This is a genomic window from Flavobacterium sp. (genome assembly GCF_028689845.1).
Taxonomy (GTDB): Bacteria; Bacteroidota; Bacteroidia; order Flavobacteriales; family Flavobacteriaceae; genus Flavobacterium.
Window position 1 is genome coordinate 104,887 of sequence record NZ_JAQVCH010000003.1, and the last position, 18,645, is coordinate 123,531.

An 18,645-nucleotide genomic window follows, 5' to 3' on the forward strand; every position below is an offset into this window, starting at 1 on the left:
AAGTAAAACCTCGGTAATCAGCCGAGGTTTCAATCATCAATCAAAAAACGAACAGTTATGAAACTGTTGTTTACTGTAAAAAGTTTCAGGTTTAAAGTTGCGTAAACAACCTCAAACTTGAAACAAAATAGATTATCCCAAATACGTTTTTAAAATCTTACTTCTAGAAGTATGTTTTAATCTTCGGATGGCTTTTTCTTTAATTTGACGAACACGTTCTCGAGTTAAATCAAATGTTTCACCAATTTCTTCTAAAGTCATTGGATGTTGATCGCCTAGTCCGAAGTATAAACGAACTACATCGGCTTCTCTTGGTGTTAATGTTTCTAGTGAACGCTCAATTTCGGTGCGTAAAGATTCATGAATTAATTCTCTGTCTGGGTTTGGCGATTCGCCAGAACGTAAAACGTCGTATAAATTAGAATCTTCACCTTCCACAAGCGGAGCATCCATTGATAAATGACGACCAGAGTTTTTCATCGATTCTTTCACGTCATTCACGGTCATGTCTAATTCTTTGGCAATTTCTTCAGCACTTGGCGGACGCTCGTTTGATTGCTCTAACAAGGCATACATTTTGTTGATTTTGTTAATCGAGCCAATTTTATTCAACGGTAACCGAACAATACGCGATTGTTCTGCCAAAGCTTGTAAAATCGATTGACGAATCCACCAAACGGCGTAAGAAATAAATTTAAAACCTCGAGTTTCATCAAAACGTTGTGCGGCTTTAATCAAACCTAAATTTCCTTCGTTAATTAAATCGGGTAAGGTTAATCCTTGATTTTGATATTGCTTTGCAACAGAAACCACGAAACGTAAATTCGCTTTCGTTAATTTTTCAAGAGCTAGTTGGTCACCAGCTTTGATACGTTGAGCTAATTCAACCTCTTCATCGGCTGTAATTAAATCAACTTTTCCAATTTCTTGTAAATACTTGTCAAGGGAGGCAGTTTCACGATTCGTAACCTGCTTGGTAATCTTAAGTTGTCTCATTTATTTCTTTCTAAATAATGGGTTCAGGTAGTTATACGTGAAACCGAATTAGAAAGTTACAATAAAAGCAATAATTATTTTAAACGTCCTTGTACTTCTTCGTTACCGGACTCCCGTTGGTTACTCGCCAATTTTTTATTTCCAAATTGATAAGTTACACCAACACGAAGCATTTGTTCATCCATATATAAAGATCGTCGCTGTGGCGTGTTATTAACTACTGTCGTAAAATAAGCCATGTAATCTTTAAAAATATCAGTCCCTAATACGACAAAACTCCAACCTTTGTCTTTAAGTGAATAACGTAAACCAGCATCAAATTTTGAATAATGAGTTGCTTCAAAGTATAACTCTTTTCGGGGACTATGGTATTCAAAATTAGCTTCAAAAAGGAATGATTTTGCTTTGTTTAACCTAAACGTATTATAGGTGTAAAAGGCAAATTGAAATCCATTTTGTACTTCTGTAGGTAATTCTTTAGTAAAAGTAGTGTCGTTATAATTGCCGTTTAAGGTGTTGGCACTTTCCCACCATTCAAATTTATTGTATTGATAGGACAAGGTTAAGCCGTATTGCTGACGGTCATAATAGTTGCCTCTTTGGTATTCGATAGTTTGCGGATTGGCCGTTAAATCAATAAAAGGAATCTGTAGATTTCCATTTGTAATGGTAGAATAATACAATTTAAAAGATAAATTTTGTTTGAAAGTATAATTTAGTTCAAAATTATCTGTAAAAGAGGGCTGTAAATACGGGTTACCTTCTACGGTAATAAAAGAACTCAAATACCACCTAAAAGGGTTTAAATCCCAAAAAATCGGACGGTCAATTCGTTTGCTATAATTAATAGAAAAACTATTGTCCTCGTTGTGGCTGTATAATAAATAAGCAGAAGGAAATAATTTGTCATAGTCAAACTTATTCTCTTGATTTTGTGTTACATCTGGAGAAGTTGTGATGCCAATTACTTGGGTGTTTTCATAACGAAGTCCAATTTGGGTTTGCCATTTTGAGCTAAGTGTTTTTGAGAAATTTGCATAAGCTGCTTGCGTGTTTTCGGTATAATCAAAATCACTCGTTTGTCTGATGTCAAGTATTGCTACTCCGCTTGAATTATCATAATAATAAATGTCACTACTATTTTTAACCCAGCTTAATTTTCCGCCAAAGCCATAATTAGCCCATTTGGTAGGGATTTCAAAATCAATTTTTCCGCTATAATTTTGAATGTTTTGTAAACCAGCATTCAAGCCAATTATGGCTGGAGATAATGGATTGTTTGCTACATCAAAATTTTGTGTAGTAAAGTTTCTGATTTTATCATCCTCAAAAGTGAAATAATCTAAATCAACCGTGAATTGCCTTCCTAAACTATCAAGTTTTTGAGAATAATAACCATTAAAAGTATGATGTGAATTTTTAGAATCATTATACCCTGTTGTTTCATAAATAGACACCAAATTACCAGAAGTTTTATCATAAACTTTAGACGTATTGCTGTCTTTAATGTCGGGTTTATCTGTTAAAGCTATATATTTTCCGCCAATTGTAGCATTCTTCGTTACTTTAAAATCCACACCAAAAATTCCTCGATACAAATCAACATAATCCTTCCTTTTTGTATTTCCGTTCCAGGTTTGTTCTTCATAATAGGTATCAGTGTTTTCTACTATTTTGTCGCTGCCTTCTCGTTTTGCTAAATCAATAAATAGGCTCCATTTGTTTTTGTTATACAGAAAATCTATAGCAGAAACTAAGGAAGGATAGGTTGTTTGAATATAGTTACTGCGAATGCTACTAGACCAAGAATCTTCTTGAGCTTTTTTTAATTTGATGTTGATTAGGCCACTATTTCCTTGAGCATCATATTTTGCTGGAGGCGTAGTAATTACTTCGATGCTTTTAATATTGTCTGAACTAATGCTTCCTAAATAACTATTGAGTTCGTCACCGGTCATATTAATGACGCGATCATTAATCATAACGCTAACGGAACTTTTACCTACAATTCCAATTGCGTTAGAAGAAACAGCAACCCCTGGCGTGCTTTTTAGCAATTCTAACGCATCACTACCAGAAGCACGAACACTATTCTCGACATTAAAAACCGTGCGGTCTACTTTGTTTTCAATGATTTTTTTGCGAGAGGAAAGCTCTACTTCTTCCAATTGGTTTGCATTGTCAAAAGAAGAAATTGTGCCGAGGTCTAAATTATGTTTTAATTCAAAATCGGTTTGATAAATGATTGCTCCCACAAAATAAAAGCGAAGAGAAAAAGTACCCGCAGGATAACTTAACGTGAAGTTGCCGTTTTCATCAGTTAAGGTAGAAGCAACAATTTTTTTATTCTTTAAGAGAATTACTTCTGACATTTCAATTCCATTCTTTTTTTCATCAACTAATCTGCCCGAAACAGTCAAATCCTGTCCGAATGCAGTTGTTAAAAAAAAGTAACAAACAATGATTAAAAGAGTTGAAATTGAAAACCTCATATGTATTTTTAAATTCGACTACTGCAAATATAAAATAAATGTTAACATTCCAATGAATTGTAATACATGAATTACAAAAAAAATCATAAAAAAACCCGATTCAATAGTTGAATCGGGTTGTATAGTTGAGGAGAGTTAAAATTAGTCCTTTTTAGGCGTAATTTTGTTTTCTTCTCTTGGAGGTCTTGCGATAAGTGCTTTTCTAGATACTTTTTCTTTTCTGGTTTTAGGGTCAATACCTAAGTATTTCACTTGGAATACATCACCCATGTTTACCACATCAGTAACGTTTTCAGTTCTTTCCCAAGCTAATTCAGATACGTGTAATAAAACTTCGTTTCCTGGAGCTTCTGTATATTCTACAACGGCACCAAAATCTAACATTTTGATTACTTTTACTTCATACGCTTCGCCCATTGTTGGTTTAAAGATGATAGAATCAATTTTAGCTAAAACAGCCGCAATTCCGTCTGGATTAGTTCCTAAAATTTCAACAATTCCTTCTTCCGTAATTGGGTCTTCATTGATAACAATCGTACAACCGGTAGCTTTTTGTAATTCTTGAATTACTTTTCCACCCGGTCCGATTAAGGCTCCAATAAATGCATTTGGAATTCTTCTGGTAATAATTTTTGGAGAATGTTCTTTTACTTCAGCTCTTGGATGTGCTAAGGTTTCGGTTAATTTCCCTAAGATATGTAAACGACCATCACGAGCTTGAGCTAATGCTTGCTCCATGATTTCGTATTTTAATCCGTCGATTTTGATGTCCATTTGACAGGCTGTAATTCCTTCTGAAGTTCCAGTTACTTTGAAATCCATATCTCCTAAATGATCTTCATCACCTAAAATATCAGATAAAACTGCAAAACGATCTCCGTCCGTAATTAATCCCATCGCAATTCCAGAAACTGGGCGAATCATTTGAACTCCAGCATCCATTAATGATAATGTTCCAGCACAAACGGTTGCCATTGAAGAAGAACCATTTGATTCTAATACTTCAGAAACCACACGAATGGTATAAGGACAATCTGCAGGAATCATGTTTTTTAAAGCTCTTTGAGCTAAGTTTCCATGACCAACTTCTCTTCTTGAAGTTCCTCTTAACGGACGAGCTTCGCCAGTTGAAAATGGCGGGAAATTATAGTGTAAATAGAATTTTTCTTCTCCTTGTTGTGAAGGTGAATCAATTTGGTTTGCTTCTCTAGAAGTTCCTAAAGTTGCTGTTGCCAAGGCTTGCGTTTCTCCACGTGTAAATAAGGCAGAACCGTGAACAGAGGGTAAATAATCTACTTCACACCAAATAGGTCTGATTTCTGTAGTTTTTCTTCCGTCTAAACGAGTTCCTAAATCTAAAGTGACATTACGAACCGCTTCTTTATTAACTTTATAGAAATATTTAGAAACTAAATCGCCATTTTCTGCCAATTCTTCTTCTGTAAATAATGCTTTAACTTCTTCTTTAACTTCGTCAAATGCTGCTGAACGTTCGTGTTTAGCCGAACCTTTAGAGGCTATTGCGTAAATTTTATCATAAGCTGCCGCTTTCACTTTTGCGTGAATAGCTTCATCTGTTTTTTCAGTTTCATAAGTACGAACTTCTTTTTTACCAAAAGCAGCTTGTAATCTTTCTTGAGCAGCAATTTGATTTTTAATATGTTCGTGAGCAAATTTAATTGCTTCTAACATTTCTGCTTCTGAAATTTCTTTCATTTCACCTTCTACCATAGCGATAGAATCTGTTGAAGCACCAATCATCATGTCAATATCAGATAATTCTAATTGAGCTTGCGATGGATTGATGATGAATTTTCCATCAATTCTTCCCACTCTAGCTTCAGAAATTAACGTTTCAAAAGGAATGTCAGATAATGCAAGTGCTGCCGAAGCGGCTAAACCTGCTAATGCATCTGGCATAACATCGTCATCATGACTCATTAATTGAATCATCACTTGAACTTCTGCGTGATAATCTGATGGGAAAAGTGGACGTAAAACACGGTCAACTAAACGCATGGTTAATACTTCGCTATCACTTGGACGGGCTTCTCTTTTAAAGAAACCACCAGGGAAACGACCTGCTGCAGCAAATTTTTCACGATAATCTACCGTTAACGGCAAAAAATCGATACCTGGACTTGCTTTTCTTGACGAAACAACTGTGCCTAAGATAACAGTTTTTCCTATTCTTACTACTACAGATCCGTCTGCTTGTTTGGCTAAACGACCTGTCTCGATTGTGATGTTTCTGCCATCACCTAAATCGATGCTTTCTACAAATAATTGTGGAATCATAAATTTTCCTTTTTAATTTTACATTGGTTTGCCTGCCTGTCGACAGAATAGTTGTGTTGTTGTAGTTGTTGTGTTCCAATGAAAAACCAAACTTTTTTAAATTCTTTTAAAAATTAAAATATTGAAAAATCGAACTAGGATAGTTGTGAATTCTTCACTTTTTTTAATCTTTAAATTCTTCAATCTTTAAATTAAAAAGGAGGCACTTACGCACCTCCTTTTTATATTGATTATTATTTTCTAATACCCAATTCTTTGATAATCTCACGATATCTGTTGATTTCTTTTTTCTTTAAGTAATCTAAAAGACTTCTTCTTTTACCTACTAAAAGCACTAACGAACGCTCTGTATTATAATCATGACGATTTTTTTTCAAGTGCTCTGTTAAGTGAGAAATTCTGAAGGTAAATAAAGCGATTTGCCCTTCTGCAGAACCTGTGTTTTCAGCTTTTCCTCCGTGTTTAGCGAAGATTTCCGCTTTTGTTTCTTTAGTTAAATACATTCCAATATTATTTTTAATGATTTTTATGTATGAAAAGGGGTTTTCCCAATTCGGTTGCAAAGGTATAAATAATTATGAATTATGAGTTATGAATTGTGAATTATTTTTGGGATTTATACAATTGTCAATGTCAGAATGTCTATTTCAGCAACGGGGCTTAAATTACAGCGTTCTTTAAATGTTATTTTGTGTTTTTGAAAAAAAATTTCTGTTTAGAAATTTACTACTTCTTGTATTTTTAAGTCTAATCGAAGCAAAGCATTATTGGGGTCTGAGCCAAAAATCGAATAATCTAATTTTCCGTTTTTATCAATTAAAATCCAATGAGGTGCTCCACCAGCTTGAAATAATTTGAATGTATCCGTGTCATGACAATCTTTATAAAACGGAAATCGAATATAAAATTCTTCTTTAGCATTTTCAAAATCGGAAAGAGTGTGTTCGCCACCTTGAAAATTAGAGTGAATCCCAATAATCGCTATATTGGTATCTTCTACAATTAATTTATTAGCATAAGGAATTGCTCTCCCTTTGCAACCTGGACAACCTAAAGAAAAAAACAATAGGAGCAAAGGCTTGCCTTGAAAAGAAGCTAGAGTTGGAACTGTATCTCCAAAAATGGATTCTAATTTCCAATCTGGAACAATTTGGCCGATTTCCATTAGTTGATTTTTTTTAAAGAAACAGCATTCATGCAATAACGCAAACCACTTGGTTCTGGTCCATCATCAAAAACATGACCTAAATGTGCTTCACACGTATTGCAAATGGCTTCAATTCGTATCATTCCAAAAGAAACGTCTTTTATATATCCAACTGCATTTTCTTTAATGGGTTGTGTGAATGAGGGCCAGCCTGTGCCACTTTCAAATTTTTCATTGGCATCAAATAATAAGGAATCACAACAAACGCAACCGTAAATTCCTGGCTCAAAAAGCGAACATAGTTCAGAACTGTGTGGCCTTTCTGTTCCTTTTAAACGGGTGACTCTATATTGTTCGTCTGTTAAGATTTCTTTCCATTCAGCTTCTGTTTTTACTACTTTTTTATCAGGTTTTGGATTTCCGTTTTTTGCGATTTGTATAATGGTGTTCCAGTTTATCATGAGTTTAGATTATTAGTTTAAAATTATTTAGATGTTTAAAAAGTTACTTGACAATTGTTTTATGAACTACACGACAATGCCGAACAACCTACTTTATGTCTTGCCCAATCGGGTCTTTTGGCAAACCATTTTTGGTAATTTTCTTGTTCATCATATGGTTTTAAAAGCATTTCATATAATTCGTTTAACAAACTATAATCACCTTTATCCGCATCATCAATAGCTAATTGTGCCATGTAATTTCGTAAAACGTATTTTGGGTTAACTAAATTCATAGCCTTTTTTCTATCTGAATCAGATTGATTTTCAGATTTTAATTGATTGATATACAATGTGAACCAATACATCCAAGCGTCATAAACTGAATCTTTGACTTCTTCTGCTTTATAAAATGAATATTTAACTTTCTCAAAAGCATTTTCGACAGAATCTTCTTTGGAAACTTGACTCAAATTCCGAAAGAAAATAGTCATATCTGTTTCTGTAAGTTGCAGATTTTCAGTTAAAAGCAGTATGCTATTTTTAGATGCTTCATTTGAAATTTCAAATCCTAACTTATTGAGCATCATTTCAATATAGTCTTCTTCAAATTTTATTGGAAAGTCATTCAAAATTTTTTCTAATGGTTTTACTTCTTCAATTAACGGAAATAATGCATTCGCTAGTTGCAATAAATTCCATTGTGCTACTTGTGGTTGATTGCCAAAACGATAACGTTTGTGTTCATTATCAGTTGTATTTGGTGTCCAATTTGGATTGTAATCTTCCAACCAACCATAAGGCCCATAATCAATCGTGATTCCGTGAATAGACATATTATCTGTATTCATTACACCATGCACAAAACCAACACGTTGCCAATGCACAATCATTTCTCGAGTTTTATCTGCAACAGTTTCAAAGAATTCCAAATATTTATTTTTTCCAACAGTTTTAATTTCAGGATAATACTGTTTGATGGTATAATCGGCTAATAATTGAAGATTTTTAGTGTCTTCACGTGAAGTAAATAATTCAAAATTTCCAAATCGAATAAAACTTGGAGCTGTTCTACAAACAATGGCTCCTTTTTCGTAATCGGCATTTCCGTTGTATAAAACATCCCTCAAAACTTCATCACCACTCAAAAATAAAGCTAATGAACGAGTTGTTGGAACACCCAGATTAAACATCGCTTCACTACATAAGTGTTCCCGAATGGAAGAACGCAAAACGGCTAAACCATCACCACGACGAGAATAAGGCGTTTTTCCAGCACCTTTTAATTGAAACATGGTGTTGATATTGTTATAGGTTGCTTCAAATAAAGTGATTGCTCTTCCGTCACCTAATTGTCCAGCCCAATTTCCAAATTGATGTCCGGCATAAGCCATGGCATAAGGTTTGGTGTTTTCTAGAATTGTATTTCCTGAAAAAACATTCAAAAACTCTTCTGATTTTGTTTCTTCTTTTGAAATTCCTAGACTTTCTGCAACTTCAATGGAAACATGGATTAAACTTGGGTTTTTAGGTTTTATAGGATTTACATAGGAAAAAGCAGCTTCAAGCACTTGTCTTATCTGGTTTGATTCGATTGAATCTGCTGGTAATTCGTTCGTAAATGTATTGTTTAGGTTTAATTTCATAGGTAGATTCCTTATCGAATTCGATTTTTATCAAAAATACAAAACAGGAATCGGCTAACGTAGAATTTATAAATAATATAACATTAACGATTGATAATCTCAAAGGTTATTTTATGAAGTAAAAATTGAAATTAAAGCAACATATACATAATAAAATTAACAAATTTCATTGTTTTTCAGTCTTTTATATCCTAAAACAACTTTGCTACTTCTTCATTCACAAACTCTAAAAAACGCTCGTCAGCTTCGGTAAAAGGGTCAATTACGTGTGAATCAATGTCAATTTGACCAATGTTTTGACCGTTTACAAATAGCGGAACTACAATTTCTGATTTAACCGTAAAACTACAAGCAATATAATTGTCTTGAGCAGACACATCAGGCACCACAAAATTGGCATTTGATTCGGCTACTTGGCCACAAATTCCTTTCCCAAACGGAATTACGGTATGGTCTGTTTCGGCACCCACATACGGGCCAAGATGTAGCGTTTTTGCTTCGTGATTAGCAAAATAAAACCCAACCCAATTATAGTAGGAAACAGAATCGGATAAAAATTGACAGACGTTTTTTAATTTCTCTTCGCGAGAGCTTGTCTTTTCTTGTAACAACTGAATTACTTCTGGTTTTAATTCTTCAAAAGTCATGGTTTATTTTTTTTACAAAGTTAAACGAACACCACAACTCAAAATTCTATATTTTTGTTAAAAATTAGTAGTTTGGAAAAATATTATCATCAATATAAACCGTTTTTGTTTTTTCTGCTCAAGTTCTTTTTGAGTTATATTTTGTTAACGGTACTGTATCACGCTTATTTAAGTCGTTTTGACGCAACGGCATTTGAAGTGGATTCGGTTACAAAAGTCGTTGCAAAACAAGCACAGCAATTGGTTCAATTTTTTGGATATAATTCGGAAATCGCCGAAAACGCTGAACAAAACTCCGTTAAGTTTTTTGTAGAAGGAAAATATGTCGCTCGTGTAGTAGAAGGTTGTAATGCCATTAGCGTGCTGATTTTGTTTGTTGCTTTTGTTGTTGCTTTTAAAGGAACATGGAAACATACCTTGCTTTATTTGCTTTTTGGAATTGTTTTTATTTATAGCTTAAATATTCTTCGGATAGCTTTAATTTCAATTGCATTGTATTTTTATCCGGAACAAGAGCACTTGATTCACGGCGTGCTTTTTCCGTTGTTTATCTATGGTGTTGTTTTTCTTTTGTGGGTAATTTGGGTTAATAAATTTTCTTCTTATGCTACAAAAACTACTTCAAAATAAAGCAGCTATTTTTTTTATTTTACTAAGTTTGGTTGCCTTAGTGGCCATTCGCGGCTATGAAACCCAATGGTTTTATGATCCTTTTTTAGCTTATTTTAAAAATGATTATCTGAATTTGCCTTTTCCTGAATTTGATTCGTTTAAATTATTTTTCAGCATGACTTTTCGGTTTGTGTTAAATACGTTTTTTTCACTTTTGATAATTTACTTTTTGTTTAAAGACCTTACGATCACAAAATTTGCAAGCATTTTATATGGATTTTTGTTTATTATTTTAATGCTTTTCTTCTTTGTTCTTGTTTCGTATTTTAGCGAATCAAATAATTTTCTTTTGTTTTATATCAGAAGATTTATAATTCAACCCTTATTCCTTATTCTTTTAATACCAGCAATTTACTTCCAAAAGAAGTCTGAATAAGCTTTTTTTTACTACCTTTAACTCTTAAAGTTTGTGGTATGAAAGTGACGAAATTCTCAGGTGAAATAGTGACTTTTGAAAAAGATAAGCTCAGAAAATCCTTGTTGAAATCTGGGGCTAGTTTTGAGGCTGTTTCACGGGTTATTTCAACCATTGAAAAGGAATTGTATGAAGGGATTCCTACCAAAAAAATATACAAATTAGCCTTTCAGTTACTTAAAAAAGTTTCTAATGTGCATGCGGCCAAGTATAATTTGCGATCCGCAATTATGGCTCTCGGTCCTGCGGGATTCTATTTTGAAAAATTCATGGCTCGCCTTTTTGAAAGAGAAGGCTATGAAACCTTAACCAATCAAACCTTAGAAGGAAAATGCGTTTCGCACGAAATTGATGTCATTGTTAAAAAAGATAAGGTAGTCAGTATGGTGGAATGTAAGTTTCACGGGAGTCAAGACGCTAAAACGGATGTAAAAGTGCCGATGTATATCTTGTCTCGGTTTAATGATTTGAATCAGCAACAGTACACTTTTTTTAACCAAGAAGCGACATTGGCTAAGTGTTGGATTGTGACTAATAACCGGTTTACAACAGACGCTATTCAATTTGCAACGTGTTCAAATTTAGAATTGTTAAGTTGGAATTATCCGCCGGGAGAGGGTTTGAAAGACAAAATCGACAACTATCATATTTATCCCGTTACAGCTTTAACGACCCTAACGCTTGCTGAAAAAGACAAATTACTGGCACAAGATATTCTAACCGCACGTGATTTAATTATGGATAAAGATTGTCTTCGTAAAATAGAGTTGAGTCCAAGCCGAATAAAAAACGTTTTGAAAGAAGCAAATCAATTGTGTGATCTATTAAAAATAACAACATGAAAATTCATTTTTTAGGTGCAGCAAGTACCGTAACAGGTTCTAAATTTCTTGTCGAACATAACGAAACTAGAATTTTAGTAGATTGTGGTTTATATCAAGGATTAAAACAGTTACGCGAATTAAATTGGGAACCCTTATCCGTTTTGCCCTCTTCTATTGATTATGTATTATTGACACACGGTCATTTAGACCACTGTGGTTGGTTGCCAAAATTAGTAAAAGAAGGTTTTCATGGAAAAATTTTCTGCACAAGTCCCACCAAGCAAATCGCCAGATTAATTTTGTTAGATAGTGCCAAAATTCAAGAAGAAGAAGCAGAAAGAGCCAATAAAGAAAACTATTCTAAACACAATCCAGCAGAGCCGCTATATACTGTTGATGAGGCAGAACGCGTTACGCCATTATTTAGAGTCGTTGATAAAGAGTTAGAAGTTAAACTGACCGATGATATCTTTTTTAGCTTCTTTTATGCTAGCCATATCATCGGAGCTTGTTCAATTGAACTTCATGTGGAGGATAAAATTTTAATTTTTTCAGGCGATATTGGTCAGGATGATGATGTGTTGTTATATCCGCCAGTGAAACCTAAAAAAGCGGATTATGTTTTTATGGAAAGCACTTATGGAAACAGAATTCATCCCGCCGAAGACACCAAATTATTGTTAGAAAGTTTTATTCGCAATACGGTTGAAAACAACGGAACTGTTTTAATTCCTAGTTTTGCCGTAGAACGAGTACAAACCTTAATGTTTTTGTTATGGCAATTAAAAAAAGAAAACAAACTTCCAGACATTCCATTAATTATAGATACCCCAATGGGAATAAATGTGTTGGAGGTTTTTCAAAACAGTACGGCTTGGCATAAATTAACGCCAAAAGAATGCGAAGAAATGTGTCGAATTTTTACACTTATTTCAGATTATAAAGAAACAATTGACACCATTTTTAATCCAAAACCTAAAGTAGTGATTGCAGCTAGTGGTATGATGACTGGCGGAAGAATTTTAAGTTATATGGAGCGGTATATAGAAAAACCAGAAACGACCTTAATTGTAGTCGGATATCAGGCAGAGGGAACTCGCGGTAGAAAAATGATAGATGGAGCAGAAGAAATTAAAATTTATGGAAAATACTATCCTGTTAAAGCAAAAATTCTAGAATTAGAAGGGCTTTCTGCTCATGGCGACCAAAAAGATTTATTAAATTGGCTAGCTGATTTAGAAGAAAAACCTAAAAAAGTATTTTTAATCCATGCTGAAAATATAGCGGCAGACGAACTCCGATTAAAAATTGCTGAAACTTACCAGTTTGACGTCACGGTGCCGTTTTTAGGTCAAATCGTTGAAATTTAGTTCTATTAACAAAAAAATAGTAGTAGTATTGATTTAAATAAAATATCTTTGCCTTATGAATTTTAAAAAGTGCACCAGTATTCTAATGGCATTCTACCTCTTGGTTTCAACCAGTGGGTTTGCCTTTAATGTGCATTATTGTGAAGGTGAAATTGCTTCTATTTCTTCTGTATTTAAGATGGAAGAACCTTGTGAAATGGAAAAGCCACATGAAGAAAAAACATGCTGTGCTTTAGTTGCAGATGACCATTCGAGTTGCTGTTCTGACCAGTTTTTTCAAGCGGATTTTGATGACAGTATTCTCAAAGTAGTAGCTTTTGATTTTCAAGCTACGGGTTTGTTACCTCTTTATGAATTGCCCGTTTTTAAAACTTTTTCAGAAGAAATCAAAACAGTTGCGATTCGTTATTACTGTGAGGCCCATGCTCCGCCACTTTATCAATTGTATTCCCAATACGTTTTTTACGCCTGATTATAATTAAACCTAATTGTCACTATCAGTGATTAATAATCGTTTAATTTATAATCAACATCATGCAAAAACAATTTTTAGTATATTGCTGTTTGCTTTTTTCAGGTCTTTTGTTTAGCCAAGAAAATGTAAGCGGAAAAATTATATACGATAATAACCAACCACTTCCCGGAGCAAATATCTACTGGGAAAATACCGAAATCGGAACGACTTCAGATGATCAGGGAAAATTTACAATTCCTTTTTCTGCCAATCATACTGTTTTAGTCATTAGTTATGTGGGATTTAAAACAGTTGTACTTACGGTTTCATCCCCCAAAAAAATTACTCAAAAAATGGAGTATGACACTTCTTTAGATGAGGTCACGTTAACCAATGTTCGGAAATCGTTACAAAAAAGCTATTTGGTTACATCCAATATGCAAACCATGTCGAGTAAAGAATTACTCAAAGCAGCATGTTGTAATTTATCCGAAAGTTTTGAAACCAATCCGAGTATTGATGTCAATTTTTCTGATGCTATTTCGGGAAGTAAACAGATAAAAATGTTGGGGTTAACGAGTCCCTATATTTTGATGACCGAAGAGAATATTCCAGCTATTCGAGGAGCAGCACAAGCCTATGGCTTGTCATTTGTTCCCGGTACTTGGGTTGAAAGTATCCAAATTACAAAAGGAGCGGGCTCGGTCGTAAATGGTTATGAAAGTATTTCTGGTCAAATTAATTACGAATTAATTAAACCTGCAAACGACATCCCTTTCTTTTTAAATGCCTATGGCTCTACCGATTCTCGTTTTGAATTGAATATCCATTTTAATAAAAAAATTAATGATAAGTGGGCTACGAGTTTGTTTCTTCACGGAAGTACGCGTTTGGCTAAAAATGACATGAATGACGATGGATTTTTGGATAATCCTATCGGAAATCAAATTAATGCCATTAATCGTTGGCAATATACCAATGCCGAAAAAGGATGGGTAAGCTTTATCAACCTTCGCGTAATGAAAGACGATAAGCAAATGGGTCAAGTTGATTTTGATCCCAATAGAGATAAAGGAACAACCAATTTTTGGGGTTCAGAAATCAATACTGAAAAAGTTGATCTTTCTGCAAAAATGGGCTACGTATTTCCGGATGCTCCCTGGAAAAGTATTGGTTTTCAAAATGCGTTTAACTACCACAATCAAGAATCTTATTTTGGGTTAAATCAATATAACATCAAACAAAATAGTTTTTATTCTAATCTAATTTATAATTCAATTTTGAGTAATACGTTGCACAAATTTTCAACGGGTATGAATTTCACCTATGATAATTATAGTGAATTTGTTAATGTAACTGATTTTAGTCGAATTGATAATTCAGTAGGTGCTTTTTTTGAGTATACCTTTGATGATAACGATAAATGGAGTTATGTTTTTGGTGGCCGAATTGATTACCATAATCGATTAGGCGTTTTTTTGACACCACGAGCTCACGTACGGTATAAGCCTTTTGAAAAAACAACCTACCGTTTATCGGCAGGAAGAGGAAAACGAAGTGCCAATATTTTCGCAGAAAACCAACAATTATTTGCATCTTCTCGGCAATTTCAAATTCTTGATACAAATGGTAAAATTTATGGTTTAGACCCTGAAATTGCATGGAATTATGGATTCGGAATGATGCAAGGATTCCAGCTTTTTGGTAAAAATGCTGAGTTTTCGCTTGATTTTTATCGAACCGATTTTCAAAATCAAGCGGTTGTAGATGTAGATAATAGCCCGCAATCAGTTTTGTTTTATAACCTTGACGGACAATCGTTTGCCAATAGTCTTCAAGTAGATTTGAATTATGAAATTACGCGGCATTTTACAATTAGAACAGCCTATAAGTATTATGATATTGAAACGGATTATACGATTGGTTTGGCAGAACGTCCTTTGCAAGCCAAGCATCGATTTTTTACGAATGTCGCTTATGAAACTCACGTGAAAGACCGTGGCCAACAGTGGAAATTTGACTTTACTTATAATTGGTTGGGTGAGCAGCGTTTGCCTCGAACACAATCTAATCCCGAAGAATACCGTTTGCCAGAATATGCAAGTGCTTTTTCGACGTTTAATGCACAAATCACCAAAACATTTTCTCAAACTTTTGAAATTTATGTTGGTGGAGAGAACATCGGAAATTATCAACAACCGAATCCTATTTTAGGAAGTAATGATCCTTTTGGTTCCTATTTTGATAGCTCTATGGTTTATGGCCCTGTTTTTGGTGGGATGTATTACGCAGGATTACGATTTAAAATTCAATAACAAAATCAATTCAATAAATATGAAAAAAATAATTTTAGTTTTGCTTGTTTCACTGGTCGGAATGACAACGCAAGCTCAAGAAAAGAAAAATAAAAATGCCAAATACAACATAGAAGTTAATGGTCATTGTGAAAAATGTAAAAGCAGAATCGAAAAAGCGGCACTATCTGTGAAAGGCGTTAAATCGGCAGTTTGGCATTCAGACCACCAAGATTTACATTTAGTCTTAGACGAAAATAAATGTACAGTTCAACAAGTTCATGAAGCGATTGCAGCAGTTGGACATGATACAGACAAAGTAAAAGCAAAAGATGAAGTTTACGAAAGTTTACATTACTGTTGTTTGTATGATCGAAAAAACTAAAGAAAAAAAATCCCAGCAAGAAAAAATCGAGCTGGGATTATTTTTTTGTATGATCATGAATTTTACATCATGCCTGGCATTCCACCGCCCATTGGCATTCCGCCACCAGCGTTTTCTTCTTTAATTTCAACCAATGCACATTCTGTAGTTAAAATCATTCCTGCTACCGAAGCAGCATTTTCCAAAGCAACACGGGTTACTTTTTTCGGGTCAATGATTCCTGCTTTTAGCATATCTACATACTCATCGGTTTTGGCATTGTATCCAAAATCACCTTTTCCTTCTGCTACTTTTGCTACCACAACCGAACCTTCTAGTCCAGCGTTTTCAACAATAGTACGCAAAGGCGATTCTACCGCACGATTCACAATTTGAATACCTGTTGCTTCATCTGCATTATCTGCTTTTAAGCTAGCTAAGACCTTTTTTGCACGCAGTAGGGCAACGCCTCCACCGGCAACAATTCCTTCTTCTACCGCTGCTCTTGTTGCATGTAAAGCATCATCAACACGGTCTTTTTTCTCTTTCATTTCTATTTCAGAAGCTGCACCTACATATAAAACAGCAACTCCACCAGCTAATTTAGCTAATCGCTCTTGTAATTTCTCCCGGTCATAATCAGACGTGGTCGTTTCCATTTGCGATTTAATTTGGTTCACCCGATTTTTAATGAGGTCTCCGTTTCCAGCACCGTTTACAATTGTTGTATTGTCTTTGTCAATGGTAACTTTTTCTGCAGTTCCTAGCATTTCTAAGGTTGCATTTTCTAAGGTATAACCGCTTTCTTCCGCAATAACAGTTCCGCCAGTTAAAATAGCGATGTCTTCTAACATTGCTTTTCTTCTATCACCAAAACCTGGAGCTTTTACAGCTGCAATTTTTAAGGCCCCACGTAATTTGTTTACAACTAAAGTGGATAACGCTTCGCCATCAACATCTTCTGCTATAATCAATAGTGGTTTGCCTGATTGAGCTACTGGTTCTAAAACAGGTAATAATTCTTTTAAGGAAGAGACTTTCTTGTCGTATAATAAAATGTATGGATTTTCTAATTCTACATTCATTTTTTCTGGATTTGTCACAAAATAAGGCGACAAATATCCTCTGTCAAATTGCATTCCTTCTACCACATCCACATAGGTATCAGTCCCTTTTGCTTCTTCAACAGTAATCACACCTTCTTTTCCAACTTTTCCAAAAGCTTTCGCAATTAAATCGCCAATCACTTCATCGTTATTAGCAGAAATAGAGGCTACTTGTTTAATTTTTTCGATTGAACTTCCTACTTCTTTTGCTTGTTTGCCTAAATCAGCAACAATAGCTTCAACTGCTTTGTCAATTCCTCTTTTTAAGTCCATTGGATTAGCACCAGCCGCTACGTTTTTTAAACCTTCTTTAACGATGGCTTGTGCTAAAACAGTAGCCGTTGTTGTTCCGTCTCCTGCTAAATCATTGGTTTTAGAGGCAACCTCTTTAACCATTTGAGCTCCCATGTTTTCCAAAGGATCTTTTAATTCTACTTCTTTAGCAACGGTCACACCATCTTTTGTTACGGTTGGACCACCAAATGATTTGCTAATTGTTACATTTCGGCCTTTCGGACCTAAAGTTACTTTTACTGCATTCGCTAATGCATCAACACCACGTTTTAAACCATCACGTGCTTCAATATCGAATTTTATATCTTTTGCCATTTTATATTTTATTTATTTAGTTTAACGAACAAGTTGCAACTGTCTTTCTATTTAGAGTTTTTATTTTTAAAGTATTGCTAGAATGTCATCTTCACGCATAATGAGGTAATCTTTTCCTTCAAGTTTTAATTCAGTTCCAGCATATTTTCCGTACAAAACGGTATCGCCAACTTTTACGGTCATGGTGTAATCTTTTTTACCATTTCCAACGGCAATAATTGTTCCTCTTTGTGGCTTTTCTTTTGCAGTGTCAGGAATTATAATACCTGAAGCTGTTGTAGTTTCGGCTGCAGCCGGCTCAACCAAAACGCGGTCTGAAAGGGGTTTAATGTTTACTGACATAATTAATTTATTAGTTATTGTTTTTTATTAAGTGTAATGCCTCAAATTAGACAGAAACTATGCCAAATTAATCAAACTGACATTTTTTCAGGGCTAATGGATTCCGTTTTTACAAAAAAAAATCCCGATTTTACTCGGGATATTTTTTTTATATTTTATCTAATTTGCTTATTCAGGTTGTGGTGCAGTTTCAACTGGAGCAGGTGCTTCTGCAGGAGCAGGCGTTTCTGCTGGCGGAGCTACTGTTTGAGTTTGAGCTGCTGGTGTTGCATTAGATTTGTCAATTTTAACGGTACCATCGCCATCATTAAAAGCTAAGCTTGAAAACATAATTAGAGCAATTAAAATGATGCCTAACGTCCATGTGCTTTTATCTAAAAAATCGGTCGTTTTTTGAACGCCACCAATTTGTTGTGAACTACCAAAAGTTGATGATAAACCGCCACCTTTAGGGTTTTGAACCATAATGACTACGATAAGTAAAAAACAAACTACTGTTATTAATACTAAAAAAACTGAAAATCCCATT

At 34.4% G+C, this 18,645-nt stretch carries 18 protein-coding genes; 7 read left to right on the forward strand and 11 right to left on the reverse strand.

All coding sequences use genetic code 11. The features are described 5' to 3' along the window. Positions 1 to 132: 132 nt before the first annotated feature. The 8 genes from PHR76_RS02390 to PHR76_RS02425 all read right to left on the reverse strand — a co-directional run bounded on the left by PHR76_RS02390 (position 133) and on the right by PHR76_RS02425 (position 9,666). Positions 133 to 996 (reverse strand): sigma-70 family RNA polymerase sigma factor, encoded by an 864-nt coding sequence (locus PHR76_RS02390; protein WP_300058103.1) that lies wholly within the window; start codon positions 994 to 996, stop codon positions 133 to 135. A gap of 74 nt (positions 997 to 1,070) precedes the next feature. Beyond that, entirely contained in the window at positions 1,071 to 3,488 is a 2,418-nt protein-coding gene (locus PHR76_RS02395) for a TonB-dependent receptor (protein ID WP_300058106.1), read from the reverse strand. A 141-nt stretch (positions 3,489 to 3,629) separates the two neighbouring features. After that, a complete protein-coding gene (locus tag PHR76_RS02400) occupies positions 3,630 to 5,786 on the reverse strand; it encodes a polyribonucleotide nucleotidyltransferase (protein ID WP_300058108.1) in 2,157 nt (718 codons plus the stop codon). 233 nt (positions 5,787 to 6,019) lie between these two features. Continuing rightward, entirely contained in the window at positions 6,020 to 6,289 is a 270-nt protein-coding gene (gene rpsO, locus PHR76_RS02405; protein WP_187659741.1) for a 30S ribosomal protein S15, read from the reverse strand. Positions 6,290 to 6,501: 212 nt separating this feature from the next. Beyond that, a complete protein-coding gene (locus PHR76_RS02410) occupies positions 6,502 to 6,951 on the reverse strand; it encodes a TlpA disulfide reductase family protein (RefSeq protein WP_300058111.1) in 450 nt (149 codons plus the stop codon). Continuing rightward, the gene (msrB, locus tag PHR76_RS02415; RefSeq protein ID WP_300058114.1) at positions 6,951 to 7,394 is read right to left on the reverse strand and encodes a peptide-methionine (R)-S-oxide reductase MsrB; all 444 of its coding nucleotides are present in this window, start codon (positions 7,392 to 7,394) and stop codon (positions 6,951 to 6,953) included. The genes PHR76_RS02410 and msrB overlap by 1 nt, the downstream gene beginning before the upstream one ends. 59 nt (positions 7,395 to 7,453) lie before the next feature. Then, positions 7,454 to 9,019, reverse strand: a complete 1,566-nt coding sequence (locus tag PHR76_RS02420) for a protein adenylyltransferase SelO (protein ID WP_300058117.1) — start codon at positions 9,017 to 9,019, stop codon at positions 7,454 to 7,456. Between the two features lie 191 nt (positions 9,020 to 9,210). After that, the gene (locus PHR76_RS02425) at positions 9,211 to 9,666 is read right to left on the reverse strand and encodes a GAF domain-containing protein (protein ID WP_300058120.1); all 456 of its coding nucleotides are present in this window, start codon (positions 9,664 to 9,666) and stop codon (positions 9,211 to 9,213) included. A 72-nt stretch (positions 9,667 to 9,738) separates the two neighbouring features. Here PHR76_RS02425 and xrtF point away from each other — a divergent pair, with 72 nt between their 5' ends. The 7 genes from xrtF to PHR76_RS02460 all read left to right on the forward strand — a co-directional run bounded on the left by xrtF (position 9,739) and on the right by PHR76_RS02460 (position 16,080). Further along, a complete protein-coding gene (gene xrtF, locus PHR76_RS02430; protein WP_300058123.1) occupies positions 9,739 to 10,296 on the forward strand; it encodes an exosortase family protein XrtF in 558 nt (185 codons plus the stop codon). Next, positions 10,271 to 10,714: an exosortase F system-associated protein gene (locus PHR76_RS02435; protein ID WP_300058126.1), complete on the forward strand. Its 444-nt coding sequence runs from the start codon at positions 10,271 to 10,273 to the stop codon at positions 10,712 to 10,714. The genes xrtF and PHR76_RS02435 overlap by 26 nt, the downstream gene beginning before the upstream one ends. Before the next feature lie 38 nt (positions 10,715 to 10,752). After that, positions 10,753 to 11,595, forward strand: a complete 843-nt coding sequence (locus PHR76_RS02440) for a restriction endonuclease (protein WP_300058129.1) — start codon at positions 10,753 to 10,755, stop codon at positions 11,593 to 11,595. Next, positions 11,592 to 12,947: an MBL fold metallo-hydrolase gene (locus tag PHR76_RS02445; RefSeq protein WP_300058132.1), complete on the forward strand. Its 1,356-nt coding sequence runs from the start codon at positions 11,592 to 11,594 to the stop codon at positions 12,945 to 12,947. The genes PHR76_RS02440 and PHR76_RS02445 overlap by 4 nt, the downstream gene beginning before the upstream one ends. 85 nt (positions 12,948 to 13,032) lie before the next feature. Then, the gene (locus tag PHR76_RS02450; RefSeq protein ID WP_300058135.1) at positions 13,033 to 13,419 is read left to right on the forward strand and encodes a hypothetical protein; all 387 of its coding nucleotides are present in this window, start codon (positions 13,033 to 13,035) and stop codon (positions 13,417 to 13,419) included. 62 nt (positions 13,420 to 13,481) lie between these two features. Further along, positions 13,482 to 15,716, forward strand: coding sequence for a TonB-dependent receptor (locus PHR76_RS02455; protein ID WP_300058138.1), 2,235 nt, complete (start codon positions 13,482 to 13,484; stop codon positions 15,714 to 15,716). A gap of 19 nt (positions 15,717 to 15,735) precedes the next feature. Next, a complete protein-coding gene (locus PHR76_RS02460; RefSeq protein WP_300058141.1) occupies positions 15,736 to 16,080 on the forward strand; it encodes a heavy-metal-associated domain-containing protein in 345 nt (114 codons plus the stop codon). Positions 16,081 to 16,142: 62 nt separating this feature from the next. Here PHR76_RS02460 and groL read toward each other — a convergent pair whose 3' ends face one another. From groL to secG, 3 genes are all read right to left on the reverse strand, one after another. Further along, a complete protein-coding gene (groL, locus tag PHR76_RS02465) occupies positions 16,143 to 17,774 on the reverse strand; it encodes a chaperonin GroEL (protein ID WP_300058144.1) in 1,632 nt (543 codons plus the stop codon). A 66-nt stretch (positions 17,775 to 17,840) separates the two neighbouring features. Next, positions 17,841 to 18,116 (reverse strand): co-chaperone GroES, encoded by a 276-nt coding sequence (locus tag PHR76_RS02470; protein WP_300058146.1) that lies wholly within the window; start codon positions 18,114 to 18,116, stop codon positions 17,841 to 17,843. A 168-nt stretch (positions 18,117 to 18,284) separates the two neighbouring features. Beyond that, on the reverse strand, positions 18,285 to 18,644 hold the full coding sequence (gene secG / locus PHR76_RS02475) for a preprotein translocase subunit SecG (protein WP_300058149.1): 360 nt from the start codon (positions 18,642 to 18,644) through the stop codon (positions 18,285 to 18,287). Position 18,645: the final 1 nt, after the last annotated feature.